We start from the raw sequence: 19,633 nt of genomic DNA on the forward strand, positions 1-19,633 counted from the left end.
TGAGTTATACAGAATGTTGCTGATGAAGTTCCGGATAATGTAAAATCAGCATTTTCGGAAATGCCAAGAATCGGCCTTTCCTGACGTGATATGAGTGAATTGAATAATAAAGGGGAGTCAGGACTCCGTCTGAGAAACTTTTTGGAGGCTTCAGAGCCCCAGATAGGAGCGGATCTCCTCGACCCGGTCGGTCCGTTCCCAGGTAAACTCGGGTAGCTCCCGGCCGAAATGGCCGTAGGCGGCGGTTTTGCGATAGATGGGGCGTAGCAGATCGAGGCTCTGAATAATTCCGGCAGGCCGCAGATCGAAGACATCCCTGACACAGCTTTCGAGCTTTGATTCCTCTACTTTGCCGGTGCCGTGGGTCTCCACCATAATGGAAACCGGCTCCACCACTCCGATGGCGTAGGCGATCTGGATCGTCACCCGATCGGCTACCCCGGCAGCCACCAGGTTTTTGGCCACCCAGCGGGCGGCATAGGCGGCGGAGCGGTCCACTTTCGTGGGATCCTTGCCGCTGAAGGCTCCTCCGCCGTGAGGGCAGCTGCCGCCGTAGGTGTCGACGATGATTTTCCGGCCCGTCAGACCGGCATCCCCCTGGGGACCGCCGATGACGAAACGGCCGGTAGGGTTGATATGGTAGACGATATCCTCGGCGATCAGCTCCTCGGGAATCACGGCATGAATCACCTCTTCCAGTACATCTCGGTGCAGTTGCTTCTGCTCCACCTCCGGCGCATGTTGGGTGGAGACCACCACCGTGGTTACCTCCACCGGTTTGCCGTCACGATACCGGACACTTACCTGGGCTTTGCCGTCAGGACGTAGATAGGGCAGAGTTCCGTCCTTGCGCACCTGGGCCAGACGGGCGGTGATCTTATGGGCCAGTGAGATGGGCAGGGGCATCAGTTCCTCGGTCTCCCGACAGGCGTAACCGAACATCAGCCCTTGATCCCCTGCGCCGGTCTCTCCGGAAGCCTGGTCGACCCCCTGGTTGATATCGGGGCTCTGTTCCCCGATCCCATTGAGGACCCCGGCGCTGCGGTAGTCGAAGCCGAAACTGGCATCGGTATAGCCGATCTGGCGGATCACCTCCCGGGCGATATCCTGCATGGGAGCATAGGTATGGGTTTTGAGCTCTCCGGCAATGACGCAATAACCGTTGCTCAGCAGCGTTTCACATGCCACTCTGGCCCGGGGATCATGTTCGATGATATAGTCCAGAATCGCATCACTGATCTGATCCGCCATCTTGTCGGGATGCCCTTCGGTGACCGATTCACTGGTAAATATATACTCTTTTGTCATCGTCTCTCTTCCTTGAAACTGTGAGTTGAACAAGTCTTTTATATCATAACTTTGGACTTGAAGAAGAGTTTACACAAACCCTTCTTCAAATACAAATCCGACTGGGAAATCGGGGGCTTAGCGGCTTTCTTTCATGATCGCCAGAACCCGTTCCGCCAGTTGTCGGGGCCGCAGTCCCAGATGTTCCTCGACCACTTCGGTCTTTCCGTGGGGAATGAAGGTATCGTCATACTCGAAGCTCACGATCCGTTCCGGCCTCTTCTCCTCGTTTGCAAAGAACTCTTCTAGGGCCGAAGCCACTCCCCCCATCCGGGCACCGTCGCTGAAGACGAACCAGGTATTGTATCGGTCCGCCAATTCCCGCAGCAGTGCTTCGTCCAGCGGTTTGACGAAGCGCAGATCCAGGAGAGCCGGACGGTAGGCAACGCCGAGAGCCTCCGCCGTCAACAGAGCCCTCCCCACCCCATTGCCATAACCGACGAAGAGAATTTCTTTCCCCTCCCGAAGCAGATGAGCCCGGCCCAACTCATAGTCGGGAACTTCACTATCCGGGGCCATGAAAGCACCTCTGGGATAGCGTAGCGCAAGCGGGCGGGAGTAGTCGGCAGCGAAACGGAGCGCTTTTCGCAGACTCGTTTCGTTGTAGGGAGCCACCAGGGTCAGGTTGGGAATCGGGCGCAGATAGGAGATGTCGAAGGCTCCCTGATGGGTCTCGCCGTCTTCTCCCACGATGCCGGCCCGGTCGATGGCGAAGGTCACTCCCAAATCCATCAGAGCGATATCGTGGATCACCTGATCGTACCCCCGCTGCAAAAAGGTGGAATAGATGGCGCAGAAGGGCTTGAAGCCCTCTTTGGCCAGCGGTCCCATGCTGGTGACGGCATGCTGTTCGGCGATGGCCACATCCCAGAACCGCTCCGGATACTTCTCGATCAGCGGTCCCAGGCCCGTACCGCCCGACATGGCGGCGGTGACTCCGACGATCCGGCTGTCCCGTTCCGCCAACTCCATCAACGTTTCACTAAAGATCTTGGTCGCGCTTTTGGGACCGCCGCCTTTTTTGAGCGGTTCTCCCGTTTCGATATCGAAAGGTCCGACGCCGTGCCAGTGTTCCAGCGGTCCTTCGGCAAGCTCGTACCCTTTGCCCTTGGTCGTCTGAGCATGGACGATCACCGGTTTACCCATGGATTTGGCGATCTGCAATGTCTCGATGATCGAAGAGATATCATGGCCGTTGATGGGGCCGATATATTCGATCCCCAACTCTTCGAAAAGCACTCCGGGGGTGATGAGGCGAAAAGACTCCTCGAACTTCTTCGCCATATAGCTGGCGCTCTCGGGAAGCATCTCCAGAAGCGATTCGGTCTTCTTCTTGAACTTTTGATAAAAGGGGCCCGCCATCCCTTTGGAAAGATAGCGGCTCAAGGCACCGATGGGTTTGGCGATACTCATTTCGTTGTCATTGAGAATGATCACCACCGGGTATTTCCGATCCCCCAGCTCGTTGAGGGCTTCATAGACCATCCCGGCACTCATACTTCCATCCCCGATCATCACGACCGGGATGCGATCCTCCCTTTTGAGACGGATCGCCTTGGCCGCTCCCACCGCCAGAGAGATGGAGGTGGAGCTGTGCCCCGCCTTGTAGTAGTCGTAGGGAGATTCCTCGGGATTGGTGTAACCGCTGATCCCCCCAAACTGCCGCAGGGTCTCAAACGCTTCCCAGCGATCGGTGAGCAGTTTGTGGGCATAAGCCTGATGGGAGACATCGAAGATAAAGGGATCTTTGGAGACATCGAAGACATAGTGCATCCCGATAATCAGATCCACCGCCCCCAGAGTAGAGCTCAGATGACCGCCGTTGCGGCTGACCACTTCGAGAATCCGGCGGCGGATCTTTGCAGCCAACGCCTCCAGTTCCCGGGGAGTTTTATCTTTAATCTCTATCAACGGCTTCTCCTTTGAGCAGTGCCGCGACGATCAACCGTCTGGCCCGCTCAGGGCTCAGACGTTTTTTTTCCAGTGAGAGCTCTTCCAAAAGCGTTTGAAACCAGGCGTCATCCAGACGATGTTTGTAATAAAGAACCGCGGACTGATCCCCGGGGGCACTCTTGAACCACTCCTCCGGTCCCACAACCTGCAGCGTGGTATCGGGAGCGAAAGCCGAGACACGAACCTTTCTCATCCCAGTACCTCATCCATCACTTCAAAAAGCCGATCGTTCTGCGCGGGAGTCCCTACGGTGATCCGCAGGGCATTCATCCCGTAGGAGCTCAGATCCCGCACGATCACCCCCCGGCGAAGCAGTGCTTCGGCCACTGCTGATGCCTTCCGCTCTTTGGGGAAAAGCCAGGTGATAAAGTTGGTGTAGCTCTCGATATAGTCGAATCCGTGCGCTTCGGCATACGCCTCGTACCGGGGGAGCTCCTGCCGATGGAGCGCCAGGCTCTTCTGCACAAAAGCCTCATCCGCGTTGGCGGCAATCGCCGCCGCCAGAGAGAGGGTCGTAATGTTGAAAGGAGGACGCAGTTTCATCAGGGCCTGAATGATCTCAGGTTGCGCGATACCGTAACCGACCCGCATTCCTCCCAGACCGTAGGCTTTGGAGAAGGTGCCCAGGTAGAGGGCATTGGGATAGCGCAGCAGTTCCGCCGGATCGATCCGATAGGCCGGATCCCGGTCGGCCGCATACTCCATATAGGCGCCGTCGACCACCACCAAAGTATCCGGGTCTGCCGCCTCGATGATTTTGAAAATCTCTTCCCGTGCCGTCGCATCCCCCGTAGGGTTGTTGGGGGTACAGAGGAAAACCACTGCAGGCTTGTGCTCCCGCATCATCGGGATAAACTCATCACTGCGGTGACGGTAATCGGCGGTACGGAGAATCTCGGCCCCCTGCTGCAGCGCATAGATGCTGTACATCGCAAAGGTGACCCGGCTCATCAGGACTTTGGATCCTTCATGAAGTTTGGCTCGGGAGACAAACTCCAGGATCTGATCGCTGCCGGCCCCGATAATGAGGGTCTCCTCCCCGACGTTGAAACGTTTCGCCAGCGAAGCCTTGAGCTCATACATACTGTCATCGGGATAGAGGTGCGCTTTGTCGGCGTTGGCCCGGATCGCCTCCGCCGCCTTCGGACTGGTCCCCAGAGGGTTTTCGTTGGAGGCGAGTTTGACCACCTCTTCGGGGCGGATTCCGAACTCCCTCACCACCAGCTCGATGGGTTTACCCGCTTCGTAGGTTTTGATCGCGTCAAGCTCTTTATTGAATTTCATAGGTTTCCTTCTCTTCTCATCTCACACTCCGCACTCAACGCTTCTGTCAGACATCATCGGCTTCTTTCACATACGAACCGAGGAATTTGATCGACTCCCGATGTTTTTCGAAAATCTTCCGGATCTTCTCGTCTTCTCTATGGCCGTCAAATTCGATGAAAAAGATCGATACTCCCCCGACGATGTGGGATTTGATCTTGGTCAGATCGATCTCGGCCTCTTTGAAATCGTTGAGGAAATCCACCAAGGCCCCCGGCCGGTTGGGCAAACGAACCAGGATCGTGGTCTTGTCCCGTCCACTGGGCCGATTCTCGAAATCACTGACGATAAAGAAGCGTGTCCGGTTGTTTCCTTCATCCTCAATATTTCTGAAAAGAACCGGCAGGTGGTAGATTCGGGAGGCGACTTCGGAGCAGATGGCAGCGGATTCCGGGTCTTTGGCTGCCAACTGTGCCGCCTTGGCGGTGGATTCCACCGGAATCTGCTCTACCAGGTCCAGCCCCACATCTTCGAGGAAGCGACTGCATTGACCGAAGGCGATATCTTTGGAGTAGAGCCGCTTGATCTCTTTGATATTCTCCGCTTTGGTCGCCAGTACATGGTGAATCTCCACAATCACTTCCGCGACGATCTTCAGATCATAATCACTCAGACAGCTGATGGTGTCGCTGACGATCCCGTTGAAGCTGTTTTCGATGGGAACGACACCGAACTTGGCTTTGCCGCCGGCCACTTCCCGGAAAACCCCCTTGATGGTATGAATAGGGAGGTAGGCGCTCATGGCTCCAAATTTCATCTCCGCCGCCTGATGGGTGAAGCTCGCCTCCGGCCCCAGAAAGGCGACCCGTTCGGGCAGCTCGTAGTTGCGGGCGACGGCGAAAAGCTCCAGGAAAAGCGCCTCGATCGCCTCGTCGGTGAGCAGTCCGCCCCGCTCCCGATTGCGGGCTTTGAGCCGCTCCAGAATCTCCTGCTCCCGCTCCGGTCGATAGATCGGCGCCCCGGTGCTATTTTTGAGCCGGCCCACTTCGTGAACGATTCGAAGACGCTCATTGTAGAGGTCCAGCAGGGCATCGTCGATCCGGTCGATCTCTTTGCGCAAACTCTCCAGTGTCATCTCAGGCCTCCAGATGTCCCTTTTCCAGACGGATCTGATCCTCGAAATTCTCCCGATCGCGGATCAGACGACACGTTCCCGCTTCGCAGGCCACCTCCGCGGCACGGCCCCGGGTGTTGTAATTGCTGGCCATGGTGAACCCGTAGGCCCCGGCGCTGTGCACCAGGAGCAGATCCCCGCTCTCCGTCGGCGGCAGCAGCAACTCTTTGGCCAGCCAATCTCCGCTCTCACAGATCGGACCGACAACATCCGCCGGAGTCTTTTCCTCTTCACGCTCCGTCTCTTTGAGCATTTCAATCCGATGGTAAGCCCCGTAAAGCGAGGGGCGCAGAAGATCATTCATCGCCCCGTCGACAATGACAAAACGTTTGGTTCCGTTGCGCTTTTCGTAGAGGACCCGGGTCAGCAGCCAGCCGGCATTGGCCGTCAGGTAACGTCCCGGTTCACAGATGATGGTCAGATCCAGCCCCCGGATGGCGGAGGTGACCGCTTCGGCATAGGCCTCCACCTCGATCGGAGTCTCATCCCGATAGACCACTCCAAGTCCACCGCCCACATCGAAGAAACGAATCTCCACCCCAATTGCCGCCAGGGAACGGACCAGATCGGCGACGATACCGGCCGCTTCCCGGATCGGGGAGATCTCGGTCAGTTGAGAACCGATATGGAAATGAATCCCCACCGGATCGAGCCAGGGGGAGTTTTTGGCATGAATATACATCCGTTTCGCCATCGCGATCTCAACTCCGAATTTGTTTTCATGCAATCCGGTGGAGATGTAGGGGTGGGTTTGAGGATCGACGTTGGGGTTGACCCGGATAGAGATCCGGGCCTCTTTGCCGAGGCTTTGGGCCACCTGCTCCACCCGGTACATCTCCGCTTCACTTTCGAGATTGATCATCAAGATCCCCTCTTCCAATGCCTGCCGGATCTCATCGTCCCGTTTCCCCACTCCGGAAAAGATGATCTTGTAGGGTTCGATCCCCGCCGTTCGGGCCCGCAGAACCTCTCCGATACTCACACAGTCGGCGCCGGAACCAAGCCGACCGAAATGGGCGATCACCGAGAGGTTGGAGTTGGCTTTGACCGCATAGGCGATCAGTGATTTTTCACCGGCAAAAGCCTCTTTGAGCCGACGATAGTTCTCGGTCATTGCGTCAAAATCATAGACATAAAGCGGCGTACCGTATTGGCGGGCCAAGGCTTCGAAATCAATCTGCATACTCTTCTCTTCGTTGTGGGATCGTCTAAATGGAGGATATTTTATCCAAATCAGGCCGCGTTTCCTCTGAGGGAGAGAGACGGCGACTCCCGGCGCCGCTCACGCCGATCCAGCCCCCATGCATAGATCAGCAGAATCGCGACGGGCAAGGTCTGGCCTAGCTCCGGAGCGATCACCCCGTTCATTCCCAGACGGAAGAGGGCATACAGCAGCGCCCAGAACAGCAGTGCGCTCCCCAAAAGTGCCACCCAGAGCTGCTCTTTGCGTACAAAACGGTGATAGGGAGGCGTCCGATAGAAGAAAATCACCATCAGGGCCAGAGCAAAAAGGGGCATAACGACTTTGTTGGAGAGAATCGACTTGACTTTGTCCGACGAGAGCCCCTGCCGCTCCAACAGCCGCAATGCCGCGATAGAATCTCCCAGGGAAAACGTTCCTCCCTGATAAATCTTGCGAAAGACCTTGGGGCGGTAGCCTTCCAGTACAATCAGCCCTTGAACGCTGCGGTCTTTGAACCCGACGAGTCGCCCCTTTGAATCAAAGCGCTTGGTGCGGATTTCAGCCCGGGGAGCGATCCAATGCCCTTTGTGATAGGACGCCGACGGAAAACGAACAGTACGAACCACTCGCCGCCCCTGCATTTCAAAAAGCGTCCCTTCTCTGAGTTCTTTGCGCAAAGGGTCCAACTCCCGGGCATAGACAAAGGCTTTGTCGTATTTGAAGAAGAGATCCGTCAATCTCTCTTTGTAACGATCGGCATGGAGAATTTCTCTGGCACGATCCTGACCGTAGGCAAACGGAGTCATCTGCAAAAAAGTAAAGAGCAGATAGATCCCGACTCCGGAAACGAGGAAGGGGAGCAGAAGCTGTCGCCGTCCATAACCGAAGGAGAAGAGGGAAACAAAGATATTGCGGTAGATGAACGAGATCTGTGTCCAAGCCATCGCCATCAATATCACCAGCGGATAGATGAGCGCGACCATATATTCCCAGGTATAGAACGCATAGAGAATTTTACGGTTAACCCCGCCGTGGAGCCGTTGAGCGTTCTGGAGAAAATCGATAAAGACCACCGCCAGGCTCAAACCGATCAAGAGGATCAGAAAGTTTTTCAGATAGTGTCGGGCAATGTAGCGGAAATAGCGCTTAGGCCCCTGCATCGCCGCTCCCTTTGAGCGTGTAGCGGGATTTGAGCTCATTGAGGGAGATCGTCGGGACTTTCAGTGCCGCATCGGTCGCTGCTTCTACCACCTTCTCGACAATGACCTCCTCCTGCTCCGTAAAGGGACTCAGGACATAGCTGACCACTTCACTTTTGCGTGCCGGTTTCCCCACACCGATACGAAGGCGCAGATAGTCACCGCCTACTGCGGCATCAATGGACTTGAGACCGTTGTGTCCCCCGGAGCTTCCGCCGACTTTGTAACGGAGGGTTCCCAGAGACAGATCGATATCGTCGTGGATTACCACCAGGTCTTCGAGAGGAATTTTGTAAAAATCCATGACGGCTTTGACGCTGCGGCCGGAGAGATTCATAAAGGTAAGAGGTTTGAGGAAAAAACGGTCACCCTCACGATAGAGGTGACCTTCGAAGCTTTTCTTGGAAATATCTCTGGCACCGGTTTCAGCCACCAGACGGTCGATGACCCGAAAACCGATATTGTGTCGGGTCTTTGCGTATGTCGGCCCGGGATTTCCCAATCCGACATAGAGGGTCACGGCGTCGCCTTAGCGAGCTTTGATCACACCGCAGACGGAAACGTGGGGGCGGTCCATCATCCGGCACCCTTCGGGAACGTCGATATCCCGGACAAGAATCGACTCATCCCGATCCAGCTCACTCACATCCAGGGTAAAGTTGGCGGGAATATTTTCAATCGCGCCGCGAACTTTCAGACGGCGTTTGGTGATAACCAGAACCCCTTTGTTCTTGAGGCCTTTGGGGACACCGACGGTCTTGACGGGAACCAGATAATCGGTCACTTCGCCGGGAACGGCGATGCGCAGATCCACATGCTGGATATCACCGGTGACAGGGTGAAGCTGATACTCCTGAATCACGACGTTGAGCTCTTTGTCACCCACTTTGACGGGAAATGCCAGATTCTCTTTTCTGCGGACGGTTCTGATAAATTCACCCTGCTTGAAAGCGGCATGGATATTCTCCACCCCTTTCGCATAGATGTTGGCAATCAGATAACCATCTCGTTTGAGCTTTTTGGCGTTGCTCTTTCCGATACTCTCTCTAACGATGCCTTCCAACATAATGTAGTCCTTTGTGTAAAATAGGGCGGAATTCTATCCTAAAAACCCTGAAAGGTTCTTAAGAGCCGGACGCTACTCCTCATCCTCTTTGAAATCATAGGCATCCAGCTCCTCCAATATTTTCGCCTCCTCGGTATGTTTGGCCGGCGTTTTGACCGTTCCGCGACCGATGCCCTCCATCCAGAGTTTGAGATCGGAGGGAGAGGTGGCATACTCCAGAGCCGTCTCTTCCGAAATGATCCCGTCCACAACCAGATCGTAAAGATGCTGGTCAAAGGTCTGGGATTTATAGATGTCCCGACCTTCAGCGATGGCATCCGGAATCTCAAAGTCACGGTTTTCCGCTATCAATTCAGCAATTCTCGATGTCTGGACCATCACTTCGACCGCGGCAATCCGCCCTCCGTCGATAGTCGGGACCAGACGCTGGGAGACCACCCCTGCCAAAATCGAAGCCAGGGAGAGTCGCACGCGGTTTTGCTCCTCTTCGGGGAACATGCCGATGACACGGTTGATGGTCTCTTTGGCATCGAGGGTATGCAGGGTCGAAAAGACCAGGTGTCCGGTGTTAGCGGCATGCAGCGCCAGATCCACCGTCTCCACGTCCCGCATCTCCCCGACAAGGATAATATCGGGGTCTTCCCGAAGTGCGGCGGGCAGCGCATCACGGAAAGAGTTGGAATCCTGACCGATCGACCGCTGGTTGATCAAACACTTTTTGTCGTGGTGAACGAATTCGATGGGATCTTCCAATGTGATGATATGTTTATAGTATTTTTCATTAATTCGATTCAGAATCGCCGCCAAAGTGGTAGACTTCCCGCTTCCCGTTACCCCGGTGACCAGGACCAGGCCTCGTCCTTTGTCGGCAAAGCTTTTGATCACCTCCGGCAAACGGAGCTCCTCAACACTGGGGATATCTGACGGAATCAAACGCATCACGATACTGAGGCCGTCCATCTGGTAAAAGATATTGACACGGAAGCGGTTCTTCTCATCCAAAACATAGGCCAGATCGAGCGACTTGTGCTCCTTGAGCTGTACATACTGCTCCGCCGTCGTGATCTCCCGTACCAGCAGATTGACTTTGCTCGCATCCAGAACTTCATCGCCCAGTTTTCTCAATATCCCGGTTATCCGTGCCCGCGGAACCGTGCCCGCTTTGATGTGCAGGTCACTACCTCCGTGGGCCACGAGGGTTTTAAGGTATTTGTTCAGTTTATCTTTCATGCGTTCTCCAGCCGTTTCAGCATGTCGGAAAATGCCTTTTCAAAGGCTTCGACCCCTTCACGCATCAGTTGCCCGTAAACCGCATCCATTACAATTCCGTGGTGCCCCAGTTCGGCAAAATAGGCGTCGATCTCCTCCTCCGGTCGGGGAAGGGTGATCTCGGGATGCCCACCGGCTTCAAAAGCTTCGATGGTCTCGAGAGGGGCCGTATTGACACAATGGGGACCGTAAAGGGAACGGATATAGTAATCCGCCGGAAACGGTTGCCCCGCCTTGACCCCGGTGCTGGCGAAAAGGGTTCGAATCGAGGGGGTATGATTTCGCTGGACCATTCCATAGATCTTGGCGGCGTTCATGATACCGGTCCGTCCCACCGGCAGTCCCTTCTCCTCCAGTATCGGATCCAGCAGTCGGTCGAAACGGCTGACAAAGACGCTGATGACCGCTTCCACCCGCTCTCCGCCGGTATTTTCAAACTCGTCGATCCCCTCTTTCATCGCCTTCAGACACTCCTTGGCCTGCATCGGAGAAAAGACCAGGGTCGCATTGACACTGATCCCGTCGGCCAGCAGAGCCCGCATCGCCGGGAACCCTGCCTCCGTCGCCGGCACCTTGATCATGACATTGGGTTCGCCGATGCTTTTGAAGAGGCGTCGCCCCTCGGCGATAGTCCCCTCGGTATCGTTGGCGAGGAAGGGATCGACTTCGATGCTGATATAGCCTTCACTCCCCTCATCATAAACCCCGCGCAAAGCGATAGCGGCACTTTTGATATCCTCGATAGCCAACGCTTCATACTTTTCTTTGGGTGTCAATCCCCGGAGAGAGGTGAAAGCCTCCTCGTAGGCAGGAGAACTACTGATCGCCTGGGCGAAGATAGAGGGATTACTGGTCGCTCCGTTGATTATGCCCTCTTCGACCATTTTCACAAAATCGTGCCTGAGGAAATCCCGTTCGATAAAGTCGAGCCAGAGCGAAAATCCCAGATTGTCATCAATCATCTTGATACTCCCATCGGTAATTTGACCAGCTTCCCAGCTCCGGGGCGGAAGATAGCGCCGCCTCCAACTCTTCGAGGAACTGTTGGCGGGGGACGGCGACGGCTCCTAGCCGCACCAGGTGATCCGAGACCACCTGGCAGTCGATAAAATCATAACCTTTTCCCCTTAAAACATCACTGAGAGCCTTGAGCGCGATTTTGGAGCCGTCCCGGGTACGGGAAAACATCGATTCGCCGAAAAAGGCCCGTCCCATAGCAATCCCGTAGAGCCCGCCGACCAAAGCCTCCTCTTCATAGACTTCGACACTGTGAGCAAAACCCCGGCGGTGCAGTTCGGTATAGGCCTCCTGCATCTCGGACGTCAGCCAGGTCCCCCGCTCCTGACGTTCGGGCATCGACGCACAGGCGGTGATGACGGCAGGAAAGTCGTGATCGAAACGCACCGTATAGTTTCGGTTTCGCAAGATGCGTCGAAAGGAGCGGTTGACCCGAAGCTGATCCGGGTAGAGGATCAGACGCGGATCGGGAGACCACCAGAGAATCGGATCTCCCGGATTGTACCAGGGGAAGATCCCGTGGCGGTAAGCTTTGAGAATGCGGTCGGGATGGAGATCACCGCCGAAGGCCAGCAGCCCCTCCTCCGCCGCATGCCTGGGATCGGGAAACGTGTGGGAATAGGGGCTCAGCGGCGTAATGAAATAATCGGGGTCAAAGATAGAGGACATCGGACTTTGTGCCTTCAGCTCTCGAAAGTAAAGTGCAGATCGTCTGTCTCGTCGAGAACAACCCGGACGGTGCCGCCTTGCTTCAGCGGACCGAAGAGGATGGCGTCGGTCAGAGACTCTTTGATCTTTTCATCAATGACCCGGGCGATCTCCCGCGCTCCGAACTCCTCGCTTTGGCTGAGCCTTGCCAGATGGCGCCGGGCCTCTTTGGAGAGTTTGACTTTGACCTTTTTCCCGGCAAGCTGGGTGTTGAGATCTTCGATCTGAATCTTGACGATCCGCTCCAGATCTTTCAGCCCCAGGGGAGCGAACTCCACGGTGGCACTGAGACGGTTGCGGAACTCAGGGGAGAAGAAATCCTTCATCGCCCGCTCCGTCCTGGCCCCGGACTCTTTGGCAAAGCCCATGACACCGGGCTCTTTGGTTCCCAAATTGGAAGTCATGACCAGGATGACATTTTTGAAATCACTCACCACGCCGTTATTGTCGGTAAGCGTGGCGCTGTCCATCACCTGCAGCAGAATATTCATGATGTCGGGATGGGCCTTTTCGATCTCGTCCAGCAACAGGACGGTGTGAGGATGCTTTTTGATCATCTCCGTCAGCAATCCTCCCTGTTCGTACCCCACATAACCCGGGGGCGCACCGATCAGACGACTCACGGCGTGTTTTTCCATATACTCGCTCATGTCCAACCGTTCGAAATGGATGCCCAGTGTCTCGGCCAGGGCACGGGCCAGAGCGGTCTTGCCCACCCCCGTGGGGCCGACAAAAAGAAAACTGCCGATGGGTGTATCGGGACGGTTGAGCCCGGCATAGGAGCGTTTGATCGCCTGGGTCAGTCGCTCAATCGCCTCCTCCTGTCCGACGATCCGCTCCTGTAGACGCTCTTTGAGTCGGCGCAACCGCTCGGTATCCTCCTCTTCCAAAGTGGCAGGAGGCAGTTTGAGCATCGTCGAAAGGATCCGGGAGATATCTTTGGCCGTCACCTCCACGTCCCGCTCTCCCCGGAGCATGAAATGGGCCCCCGCTTCATCGATCAGATCCATGGCTTTGTCCGGCAGGAAACGTTCATGCAGATATTTGACACTCAGATCGATGGCGCTGCGCAACGCTTCGTCACTGAAACGGATCCTGTGGTGCGCTTCGTATTTGTGCTGGACCCCTTTGAGAATCAGAAAAGTCTCTTCGACACTGGGCTCCTCTACGTCCACTTTGGCGAACCGTCGGGAGAGGGCCTTGTCTTTGTCGAAGAAGTTGCGATACTCCTGATGGGTCGTGGCGCCGATACACTTGAGCTCTCCCCTGGCCAAGGCCGGTTTGAGAATATTGGAGGCATCCATACTGCCGCCGCCGGTACTCCCCGCTCCGACCAGCGTATGGATCTCGTCGATGAAGACGATCGCTTCCGGAACGCTTTTGAGCTCTTCGATCACCCCTTTGAGGCGCTTTTCGAAATCCCCCCGGTATTTGGTCCCGGCTACCAGCGCTCCCATATCCAGGGCATAGATCCTGGCATTGCGAATCGCGTCGGGAACCTCCCCCTCGGCAATTTTGAGGGCTAAGCCCTCGGCGATGGCGGTCTTGCCGACTCCGGGTTCCCCGACGAGAAGTGGATTGTTTTTCTTGCGACGACAGAGGGTCTGCATCACCCGCTCGATCTCTTCGGTCCGTCCGATCACCGGATCGATCTTCCCCTGGGCGGCCAGAGCCGTCAATTCCACGGTAAAGTCATCCAGATTGGGGGTGGTGCTCTGCGGAGTCTGCTCTGCTTCCTTCTCTTCGATTGATCTGCCTTGATGGGAGATCGCTTCCAGGATATCCAGCCGGCTGATCCCGGCGCGCTCCATCAGATAGGCGGCATAGCTCTCCTGCTGATCCCGGATCGCCACCAGCATATTGCCGATGGTCGCCTCTTTTTTTCCCGCGGCCTGAATCTGGGTAATCATCGCATTGACCGTTCGGGAGAGCGACACTGTCTCCACCGGCTCCGCCTCCTGTTCAACCTGAGGGACATGGGCGGCGATATGAGCGACGATAGCCCTTTTCATCTCCTGGGTCTCGGCACCGAGCAATCGCAGGAGCTGTTCCCCCGCTCGACTGGACAGAATACCCAGAAAAACATGCTCGATGGTCAGATATTCATGGTGTTTGCGTTTGGCGTACTCTACGGCACGCATAAAGACTTTGTTTAGTTCAACACTAATCATCTTCGTTTGTCTCCTCTCTATTCGTCCGCTTCCAGGGTTGCCAGAAGCGGGAAGCCGTTCTGCCGAGCTTTGAGCTTGACCTGCTGCACCTTGGTCTCGGCGATCTCGTAGGTGTAGATGCCGCAGACCGCTTGTCCCTTTTCATGCACGGTCCACATGATCTCCTCGGCTTCCCGGGAACTCTTGTGAAAAATTGTTTGCAGGACATCGATGACAAACTCCATCGTGGTGTAGTCGTCGTTGTGCAGAATCACCCGATAGAGCTCCGGCTCTTTGAGTTCGATCTCGTTCTCGATCTCCTCTTCGATTCTCGGCACGGTCAGTCCTCTCTTTCAAACATCTTGTGTGTTACAATCAAGATCAATTATACATATTTCGCAAGGAAATGCAAGTGCAGCCGATCTTTATCAGTGCCACCGGAACCGATGTGGGAAAGACCTGTACCGCTGTACAACTCATTGACCGACTGGGCCGTTCAGGCATCAGGGTCGGTGCCTGCAAACCGATCGAAACCGGGGTCGGAAACGTTCCGGCGGATGCGGCCCGTCTCCTGGAAGCGGTTCAACGCTACAACCCCGCTTTCGCCACGTTTGAAGCACACGATCTCTGCGCCTACACTTTTCTCCTCCCCGCCGCTCCTTTTTGCGCTGACAAGGCAGCGACCATCTCTCTTGACAAAATCTTTGACAAAATCCGTCAACTCCAGTCACATTGCGATCTCCTGATCATCGAGGGAGCCGGGGGGCTGATGGTTCCGATCCTCTCGGACTATATGATGATCGACCTTGCCCGGGATATCGGGGGCCATATCCTTCTCGTCGTTTCCTCGGAACTGGGGGGGATCAATGCGACACTCCTAAGCCTGGAGATGCTCAAATCCCGTCAACTGCCCTTTGACTGGTGTGTCAATCTTTATCGGAATCGTGAAAGCTTCGATCGGGTCAGCCGCCCCTATTATGATGCGGCATTTCCCGATGAATGGTGGACCTTACAGGAGGGACTGGACACCTTTCTGAAGCACTTTCTAAACCGATCCCCACTCGGGATTCGATAAAATAGAGATAAAAATCACGGAGTATACCGATGCAACATCTCGTCGACACCGATCAACTCACTCTCAAACAGATTTGGAAGATCCTGGAAGACACTGCGTCGTTCAAAAGCCGCCGACCGGCTCCGTTGCTCAGCGGCAAACTCCTCTTTACGCTTTTTTTTGAAAACTCCACCCGGACCCGCAGCTCCTTTGAGGTGGCGGCCAAACGCCTGGGGGCCGAGATGGTCCATCTGGACCCTTCCCGCAGCTCCACCAAAAAGGGCGAAACCCTGGAGGATACTTTCGCCAATCTCTGTGCCATGGAGCCCGACGGTGTCATCATCCGCCACAGTGAAAACGACACCCCCTCCCGTCTGGCAGAGATGGAGAGGGTCCCCGTCATCAACGCCGGCGCCGGAAACTATGCCCACCCGACCCAGGCACTGCTGGACCTCTACACCCTCTACGAATGGTTCGGCGGAGAGCTCGAAGGCTTGCGTGTAGCGATCGTCGGCGATATCGTCAATTCCCGTGTCGCCGCCAGCGACATCCGTCTCTTTCGCCGTATGGGAATCCAGGTCTCACTCGTCGCACCCAAACCCTTTATGCCTCCTGTAACCGATCTTCCCCAATTCGAAGATCTCCGGGAGGTCCTGGACGATGTGGAGGTAATTATCAGCCTCCGAGCTCAATTGGAACGCCACAAAAAACCGATCTTCGACGACTATGCCGCCTATGCCCGCCGCTACTGCATCACCGAGGAGTTGCTGGAAGATCGGGGAATCGTGATCATGCATCCGGGCCCCGTCATGCGCAACATCGACCTCTCCGACGAGATCCTCGAAGATCCGCGATGCATGGTCCTGGATCAAGTCAAAAACGGTGTCTATGTCAGAATGGCCGTTTTAAAACTTCTTTTGCTCGATGTCCGGAACACTCCCATGGACGCCTAATGCTTCCCAAAAGCTAAGCCGGTTCGCCTCTGATGACCTTTTATGAAACACAGGAGGGCTTTCGTCGTCTCAACGCTCTGGGAACGGGGGGAGAAGATTTCTTTTTTCTCATATCCTTTGACAGAGAACGGATTCTGGCGGAACCCCTGGATCAACTTCCCTGCAAGCTCCTCTATCGGCTGGACGATTGGAGCAATGAGCCGAAACTTCCTCCTCCGAAACCTTCAAGCGAAAGAGGAATCCGTATCTTCCCACCCGCTTACACCGACTATCTCGACGCTTTTGAGAGGGTTCAGGAAGAGATCCGTCGCGGCAATACCTATCTGCTCAATCTGACGTTTGCCAGCCCGATAGAGACCCAAGCTTCTCTCGAAGAGATATATTACAGTGCCCAGGCTCCCTACAAACTCCACCTGCCAGGCCTTTTTACCTGTTTCAGTCCCGAGAAGTTCATCACGATCCGTCACGGAAAAATTTTCACCTATCCGATGAAAGGCACCATCGACGCCTCCCTCCCGGATGCCGCTGAAAAAATCCTACAGGACCCCAAAGAGACGGCGGAACACGTCATGATCACCGACCTGATGCGAAACGATCTCAACCGAGTCTCCCGCAACGTCCGCGTTACCCGCTTTCGCTATCTGGATAAAATCCCCGCCGGCGACAGAGACCTCTACCAGGTCAGTTCCGAAATCATCGGCGAACTCTCCGACGATTGGCGCGCTCATATCGGATCAATCCTGGCAGAGATCACCCCGGCGGGCTCTATTAGCGGTACCCCCAAGCGCAAAACACTAGAGATCATCGAGAGAATAGAAAATTATCAGCGGGGTTTTTATACAGGAGTCTTTGGAGTCTGCAAGAGGGAGGAGCTGCGTTCCGCTGTCTTGATTCGCTTCCTGGAGAAAGCGGAAAGCGAGGGTCTCTATTATTATAAAAGCGGAGGAGGAATCACTCTGGACAGCGACCCAGAACGAGAATATCAGGAGTTGCTCTCAAAAATCTATCTGCCGTGAACTTTTCGACAGAAATTAGGGACTTCAGAGGAAAAATTTCTATCGGGATTTAGAATTTTCCTCCCATGTTGAATTCGAAGAATGCCGTATTGTCACCGCTCTTCTTATTGACAGGTGTCGCAAAAATAAGATTGATAGGACCGAAGGGTGAACGCCACTCCACTTGTGCTCCGACGGAAGCCCGGTTGATCCATCCTTTATCGTCGAGATCCTCATAGACCGTATTTTTGATCATTCCGTAATCGGCGAATCCGGTCAAACGCATATTGCGTGTCACCATATCGAGAGGAATGCTCGCTTCGATCGAGTTGACCAGGATCTCATTACCCCCAGCAATGTATCGATGACCGTTGCTGTCGGTATATCGGGGGGAGATCGATCCGGGGGCGAATCCTCTCACTCCATCGCGTGCACCGCCCAACGTAAACATCTCCGCCATCGGTGTATAACCGTCATCGTTGATATATCCGGCGTGAAGCTTGTAACGTAGAATCAGATCGTAATCGATCATATCTTCCAACCCGTAATAGGTGGCAAATTTGAAATCGGTTTTGAAAAATTCAGCATCGCCGCCTACTCCCGCATACTCCAGAGCAAGTTTGGTATAGATCCCTTCCCGGGGAACATAGTAGTCATCGGTATTGTCAAAAGCTACTGATGCTAGAATAGAAGATTTTTTATAGGATTCGAAAGCATGCTCAACATCACTGGGAGGAGTGTAGTCATGGTAGTCTACATCAGTATAGGAATATCCCACTGAAGCATCCCAGTTGTGTCCGATTTTGCGCCCGATAGAGAGCCATCCTCCTCGGCGACTGACTGTATAATCTTCTGTCTCATTATCGTCATATTCATATTTATTTTTAGAATCATAGACACCTACCGATAGGCTAAAAAGCGAATTGAAGATTCTGGGATCTTTAAAGGAAAGAGCTATATTGTGACTTTTCTGCCCATATTCCAGATTAAGTGAACCGGCAATTCCTCGTCCGAGAATATTACGGTCGGAGACACCGGCATTGACCATGAACCCGTCATAACTTCCGTAGCCGACACCCCCAGAGAGGCTGCCGGTCTGGGCTTCGGTAACTTCTACAACCAGATTCATCTCATGGTCGTTGATCCGCTGGGGTTTAACGACAACTTTGTCGAAGAATCCGGTACGCTGGAGCTCTTTTTTCGTATCCTGCAGATCGGTATAGCTGAAAAGATCGCCGGGGGCCAGATAGATATAGCGTCGAATCACATAATCCAGTGTTTTGGTATTGCCGGTGATGATAACGTCATGAATCCTGACCTTCTTATTAGGGTTAATCTGATAGGTAACCGAGACGGTATGTTTTTTGGAATCTTTTTTGAAGAGAGGTCTGATCTGGGCAAAAGCATACCCCATATCTCCCACCTTCTCCTGGAGAGTCTTGAGGTCATGGCGCAGTTTCTTGACATTGAAGATCTTGCCCGGCTTGAGCTTCATATCTTCCATGATCTGCTCAGTTTTGAGACCCGGAACTTTGCCGGTGATCTTGACATCGGCAACAGTGTAGGGCTCCCCTTCCTGAACCACGTAGGTCACTTCCGCTTTGTGGTTGGCAAAATCCATCTTCATCAGCGGCTCAGCCACTTTGGCATCGAGGAAACCACGCTCCAAATAGGCTTCTCGAATCCGCATCTGGTCATAGGGGAGCTGGTCAGGGACCGCTTTGCCCCCTCCGCCGCCGATGATGGGAACCCAACTGAACCAGGTCCCTTCCTTGTTGACCAGGTTCTCTTCCAGGTCGGAAGTAGAGACCTTTTTGTTTCCGACAAACTTCACCTTGTCGATCTTGATCTCCTCCCCTTTGTTGACATCAAAAGTGATCGCCACACCGTCGTTGACCTGCTCAACCTTGGTCTTGACGGTGGTTCCGTAAAGCCCCTGAGCCTGAAGTGCCTTGATGATGGCCTCTTTGGCATGCTCTACTTTGGCCGGAGTATAGAGATCTCCTTTTTTCAGACCGATGAGATCCATCAGTTTGTCGGAGTCACTGATCCCCTCAATCTCAATGCTGGTTATCGGCGCTTTATGAGGCACTGCCGCCTGAACTGTCATCGCCGAAAATGCGAAAAGCACCAGAATTAGAGCTTTTTTGAACATGGATATCCTTTTCCCTCTCTTTTGGAAAGTTTTTCATCAATATACTACCTTGATTTGACTAAAATAAAATTGATAATATTTTCGTATTATTTAATATCTGTCTCTTATACACATCTGATGCTGCCGACGATCTTACGCGTGTAGATC

Annotated in this window: 18 protein-coding genes; 3 read left to right on the top strand and 15 right to left on the bottom strand. The window is 54.4% G+C overall.

Going from position 1 to position 19,633, the window contains the following annotated elements:
* Positions 1 to 150: 150 nt before the first annotated feature.
* The 14 genes from metK to F8I07_RS02710 all read right to left on the bottom strand — a co-directional run bounded on the left by metK (position 151) and on the right by F8I07_RS02710 (position 14,667).
* A complete protein-coding gene (gene metK, locus F8I07_RS02645; protein WP_292655389.1) occupies positions 151 to 1,308 on the bottom strand; it encodes a methionine adenosyltransferase in 1,158 nt (385 codons plus the stop codon).
* A 117-nt stretch (positions 1,309 to 1,425) separates the two neighbouring features.
* Entirely contained in the window at positions 1,426 to 3,255 is a 1,830-nt protein-coding gene (gene dxs / locus F8I07_RS02650; RefSeq protein WP_292655436.1) for a 1-deoxy-D-xylulose-5-phosphate synthase, read from the bottom strand.
* Positions 3,245 to 3,493: a hypothetical protein gene (locus tag F8I07_RS02655; protein WP_292655392.1), complete on the bottom strand. Its 249-nt coding sequence runs from the start codon at positions 3,491 to 3,493 to the stop codon at positions 3,245 to 3,247. The genes dxs and F8I07_RS02655 overlap by 11 nt, the downstream gene beginning before the upstream one ends.
* Entirely contained in the window at positions 3,490 to 4,584 is a 1,095-nt protein-coding gene (gene hisC / locus F8I07_RS02660) for a histidinol-phosphate transaminase (protein ID WP_292655394.1), read from the bottom strand. Before hisC ends, F8I07_RS02655 begins: the two co-directional genes overlap by 4 nt.
* Before the next feature lie 46 nt (positions 4,585 to 4,630).
* Positions 4,631 to 5,698 (bottom strand): chorismate mutase, encoded by a 1,068-nt coding sequence (gene pheA, locus F8I07_RS02665; protein WP_292655397.1) that lies wholly within the window; start codon positions 5,696 to 5,698, stop codon positions 4,631 to 4,633.
* A 1-nt stretch (position 5,699) separates the two neighbouring features.
* Entirely contained in the window at positions 5,700 to 6,920 is a 1,221-nt protein-coding gene (lysA, locus tag F8I07_RS02670) for a diaminopimelate decarboxylase (RefSeq protein WP_292655399.1), read from the bottom strand.
* Positions 6,921 to 6,970: 50 nt separating this feature from the next.
* Positions 6,971 to 8,080: an LptF/LptG family permease gene (locus tag F8I07_RS02675; protein WP_292655401.1), complete on the bottom strand. Its 1,110-nt coding sequence runs from the start codon at positions 8,078 to 8,080 to the stop codon at positions 6,971 to 6,973.
* Positions 8,067 to 8,639, bottom strand: coding sequence for an aminoacyl-tRNA hydrolase (gene pth, locus F8I07_RS02680; protein ID WP_292655402.1), 573 nt, complete (start codon positions 8,637 to 8,639; stop codon positions 8,067 to 8,069). Before pth ends, F8I07_RS02675 begins: the two co-directional genes overlap by 14 nt.
* A gap of 9 nt (positions 8,640 to 8,648) precedes the next feature.
* Positions 8,649 to 9,185, bottom strand: coding sequence for a 50S ribosomal protein L25/general stress protein Ctc (locus F8I07_RS02685; protein WP_292655404.1), 537 nt, complete (start codon positions 9,183 to 9,185; stop codon positions 8,649 to 8,651).
* 72 nt (positions 9,186 to 9,257) lie between these two features.
* Positions 9,258 to 10,415 carry a type IV pilus twitching motility protein PilT gene (locus F8I07_RS02690; protein ID WP_292655407.1) on the bottom strand — a complete coding sequence of 386 codons (1,158 nt, stop codon included), beginning with the start codon at positions 10,413 to 10,415 and terminating at the stop codon, positions 9,258 to 9,260.
* A complete protein-coding gene (locus F8I07_RS02695) occupies positions 10,412 to 11,416 on the bottom strand; it encodes a transaldolase (RefSeq protein WP_292655409.1) in 1,005 nt (334 codons plus the stop codon). Before F8I07_RS02695 ends, F8I07_RS02690 begins: the two co-directional genes overlap by 4 nt.
* On the bottom strand, positions 11,409 to 12,140 hold the full coding sequence (aat, locus tag F8I07_RS02700; RefSeq protein WP_292655413.1) for a leucyl/phenylalanyl-tRNA--protein transferase: 732 nt from the start codon (positions 12,138 to 12,140) through the stop codon (positions 11,409 to 11,411). Before aat ends, F8I07_RS02695 begins: the two co-directional genes overlap by 8 nt.
* A gap of 14 nt (positions 12,141 to 12,154) precedes the next feature.
* Positions 12,155 to 14,350: an ATP-dependent Clp protease ATP-binding subunit ClpA gene (clpA, locus tag F8I07_RS02705; protein WP_292655416.1), complete on the bottom strand. Its 2,196-nt coding sequence runs from the start codon at positions 14,348 to 14,350 to the stop codon at positions 12,155 to 12,157.
* Positions 14,351 to 14,367: 17 nt separating this feature from the next.
* Positions 14,368 to 14,667: an ATP-dependent Clp protease adaptor ClpS gene (locus F8I07_RS02710; RefSeq protein WP_292655419.1), complete on the bottom strand. Its 300-nt coding sequence runs from the start codon at positions 14,665 to 14,667 to the stop codon at positions 14,368 to 14,370.
* 68 nt (positions 14,668 to 14,735) lie between these two features.
* On the opposite strand from F8I07_RS02710, the gene bioD reads away from it, so the two are divergent.
* From bioD to F8I07_RS02725, 3 genes are read left to right on the top strand one after another with little or no spacing between them, the layout of a single operon-like run.
* Positions 14,736 to 15,404: a dethiobiotin synthase gene (bioD, locus tag F8I07_RS02715; RefSeq protein ID WP_292655421.1), complete on the top strand. Its 669-nt coding sequence runs from the start codon at positions 14,736 to 14,738 to the stop codon at positions 15,402 to 15,404.
* 29 nt (positions 15,405 to 15,433) lie between these two features.
* The gene (locus tag F8I07_RS02720; protein ID WP_292655426.1) at positions 15,434 to 16,336 is read left to right on the top strand and encodes an aspartate carbamoyltransferase catalytic subunit; all 903 of its coding nucleotides are present in this window, start codon (positions 15,434 to 15,436) and stop codon (positions 16,334 to 16,336) included.
* A 32-nt stretch (positions 16,337 to 16,368) separates the two neighbouring features.
* On the top strand, positions 16,369 to 17,352 hold the full coding sequence (locus F8I07_RS02725; RefSeq protein ID WP_292655428.1) for an aminodeoxychorismate synthase component I: 984 nt from the start codon (positions 16,369 to 16,371) through the stop codon (positions 17,350 to 17,352).
* A gap of 49 nt (positions 17,353 to 17,401) precedes the next feature.
* On the opposite strand, the gene bamA is transcribed toward F8I07_RS02725, so the two are convergent.
* The gene (gene bamA / locus F8I07_RS02730) at positions 17,402 to 19,486 is read right to left on the bottom strand and encodes an outer membrane protein assembly factor BamA (protein WP_292655430.1); all 2,085 of its coding nucleotides are present in this window, start codon (positions 19,484 to 19,486) and stop codon (positions 17,402 to 17,404) included.
* Positions 19,487 to 19,633 lie beyond the last annotated feature (147 nt).

This window comes from Nitratifractor sp. (assembly GCF_015487065.1).
Lineage (GTDB): Bacteria > Campylobacterota > Campylobacteria > Campylobacterales > Sulfurovaceae > Nitratifractor.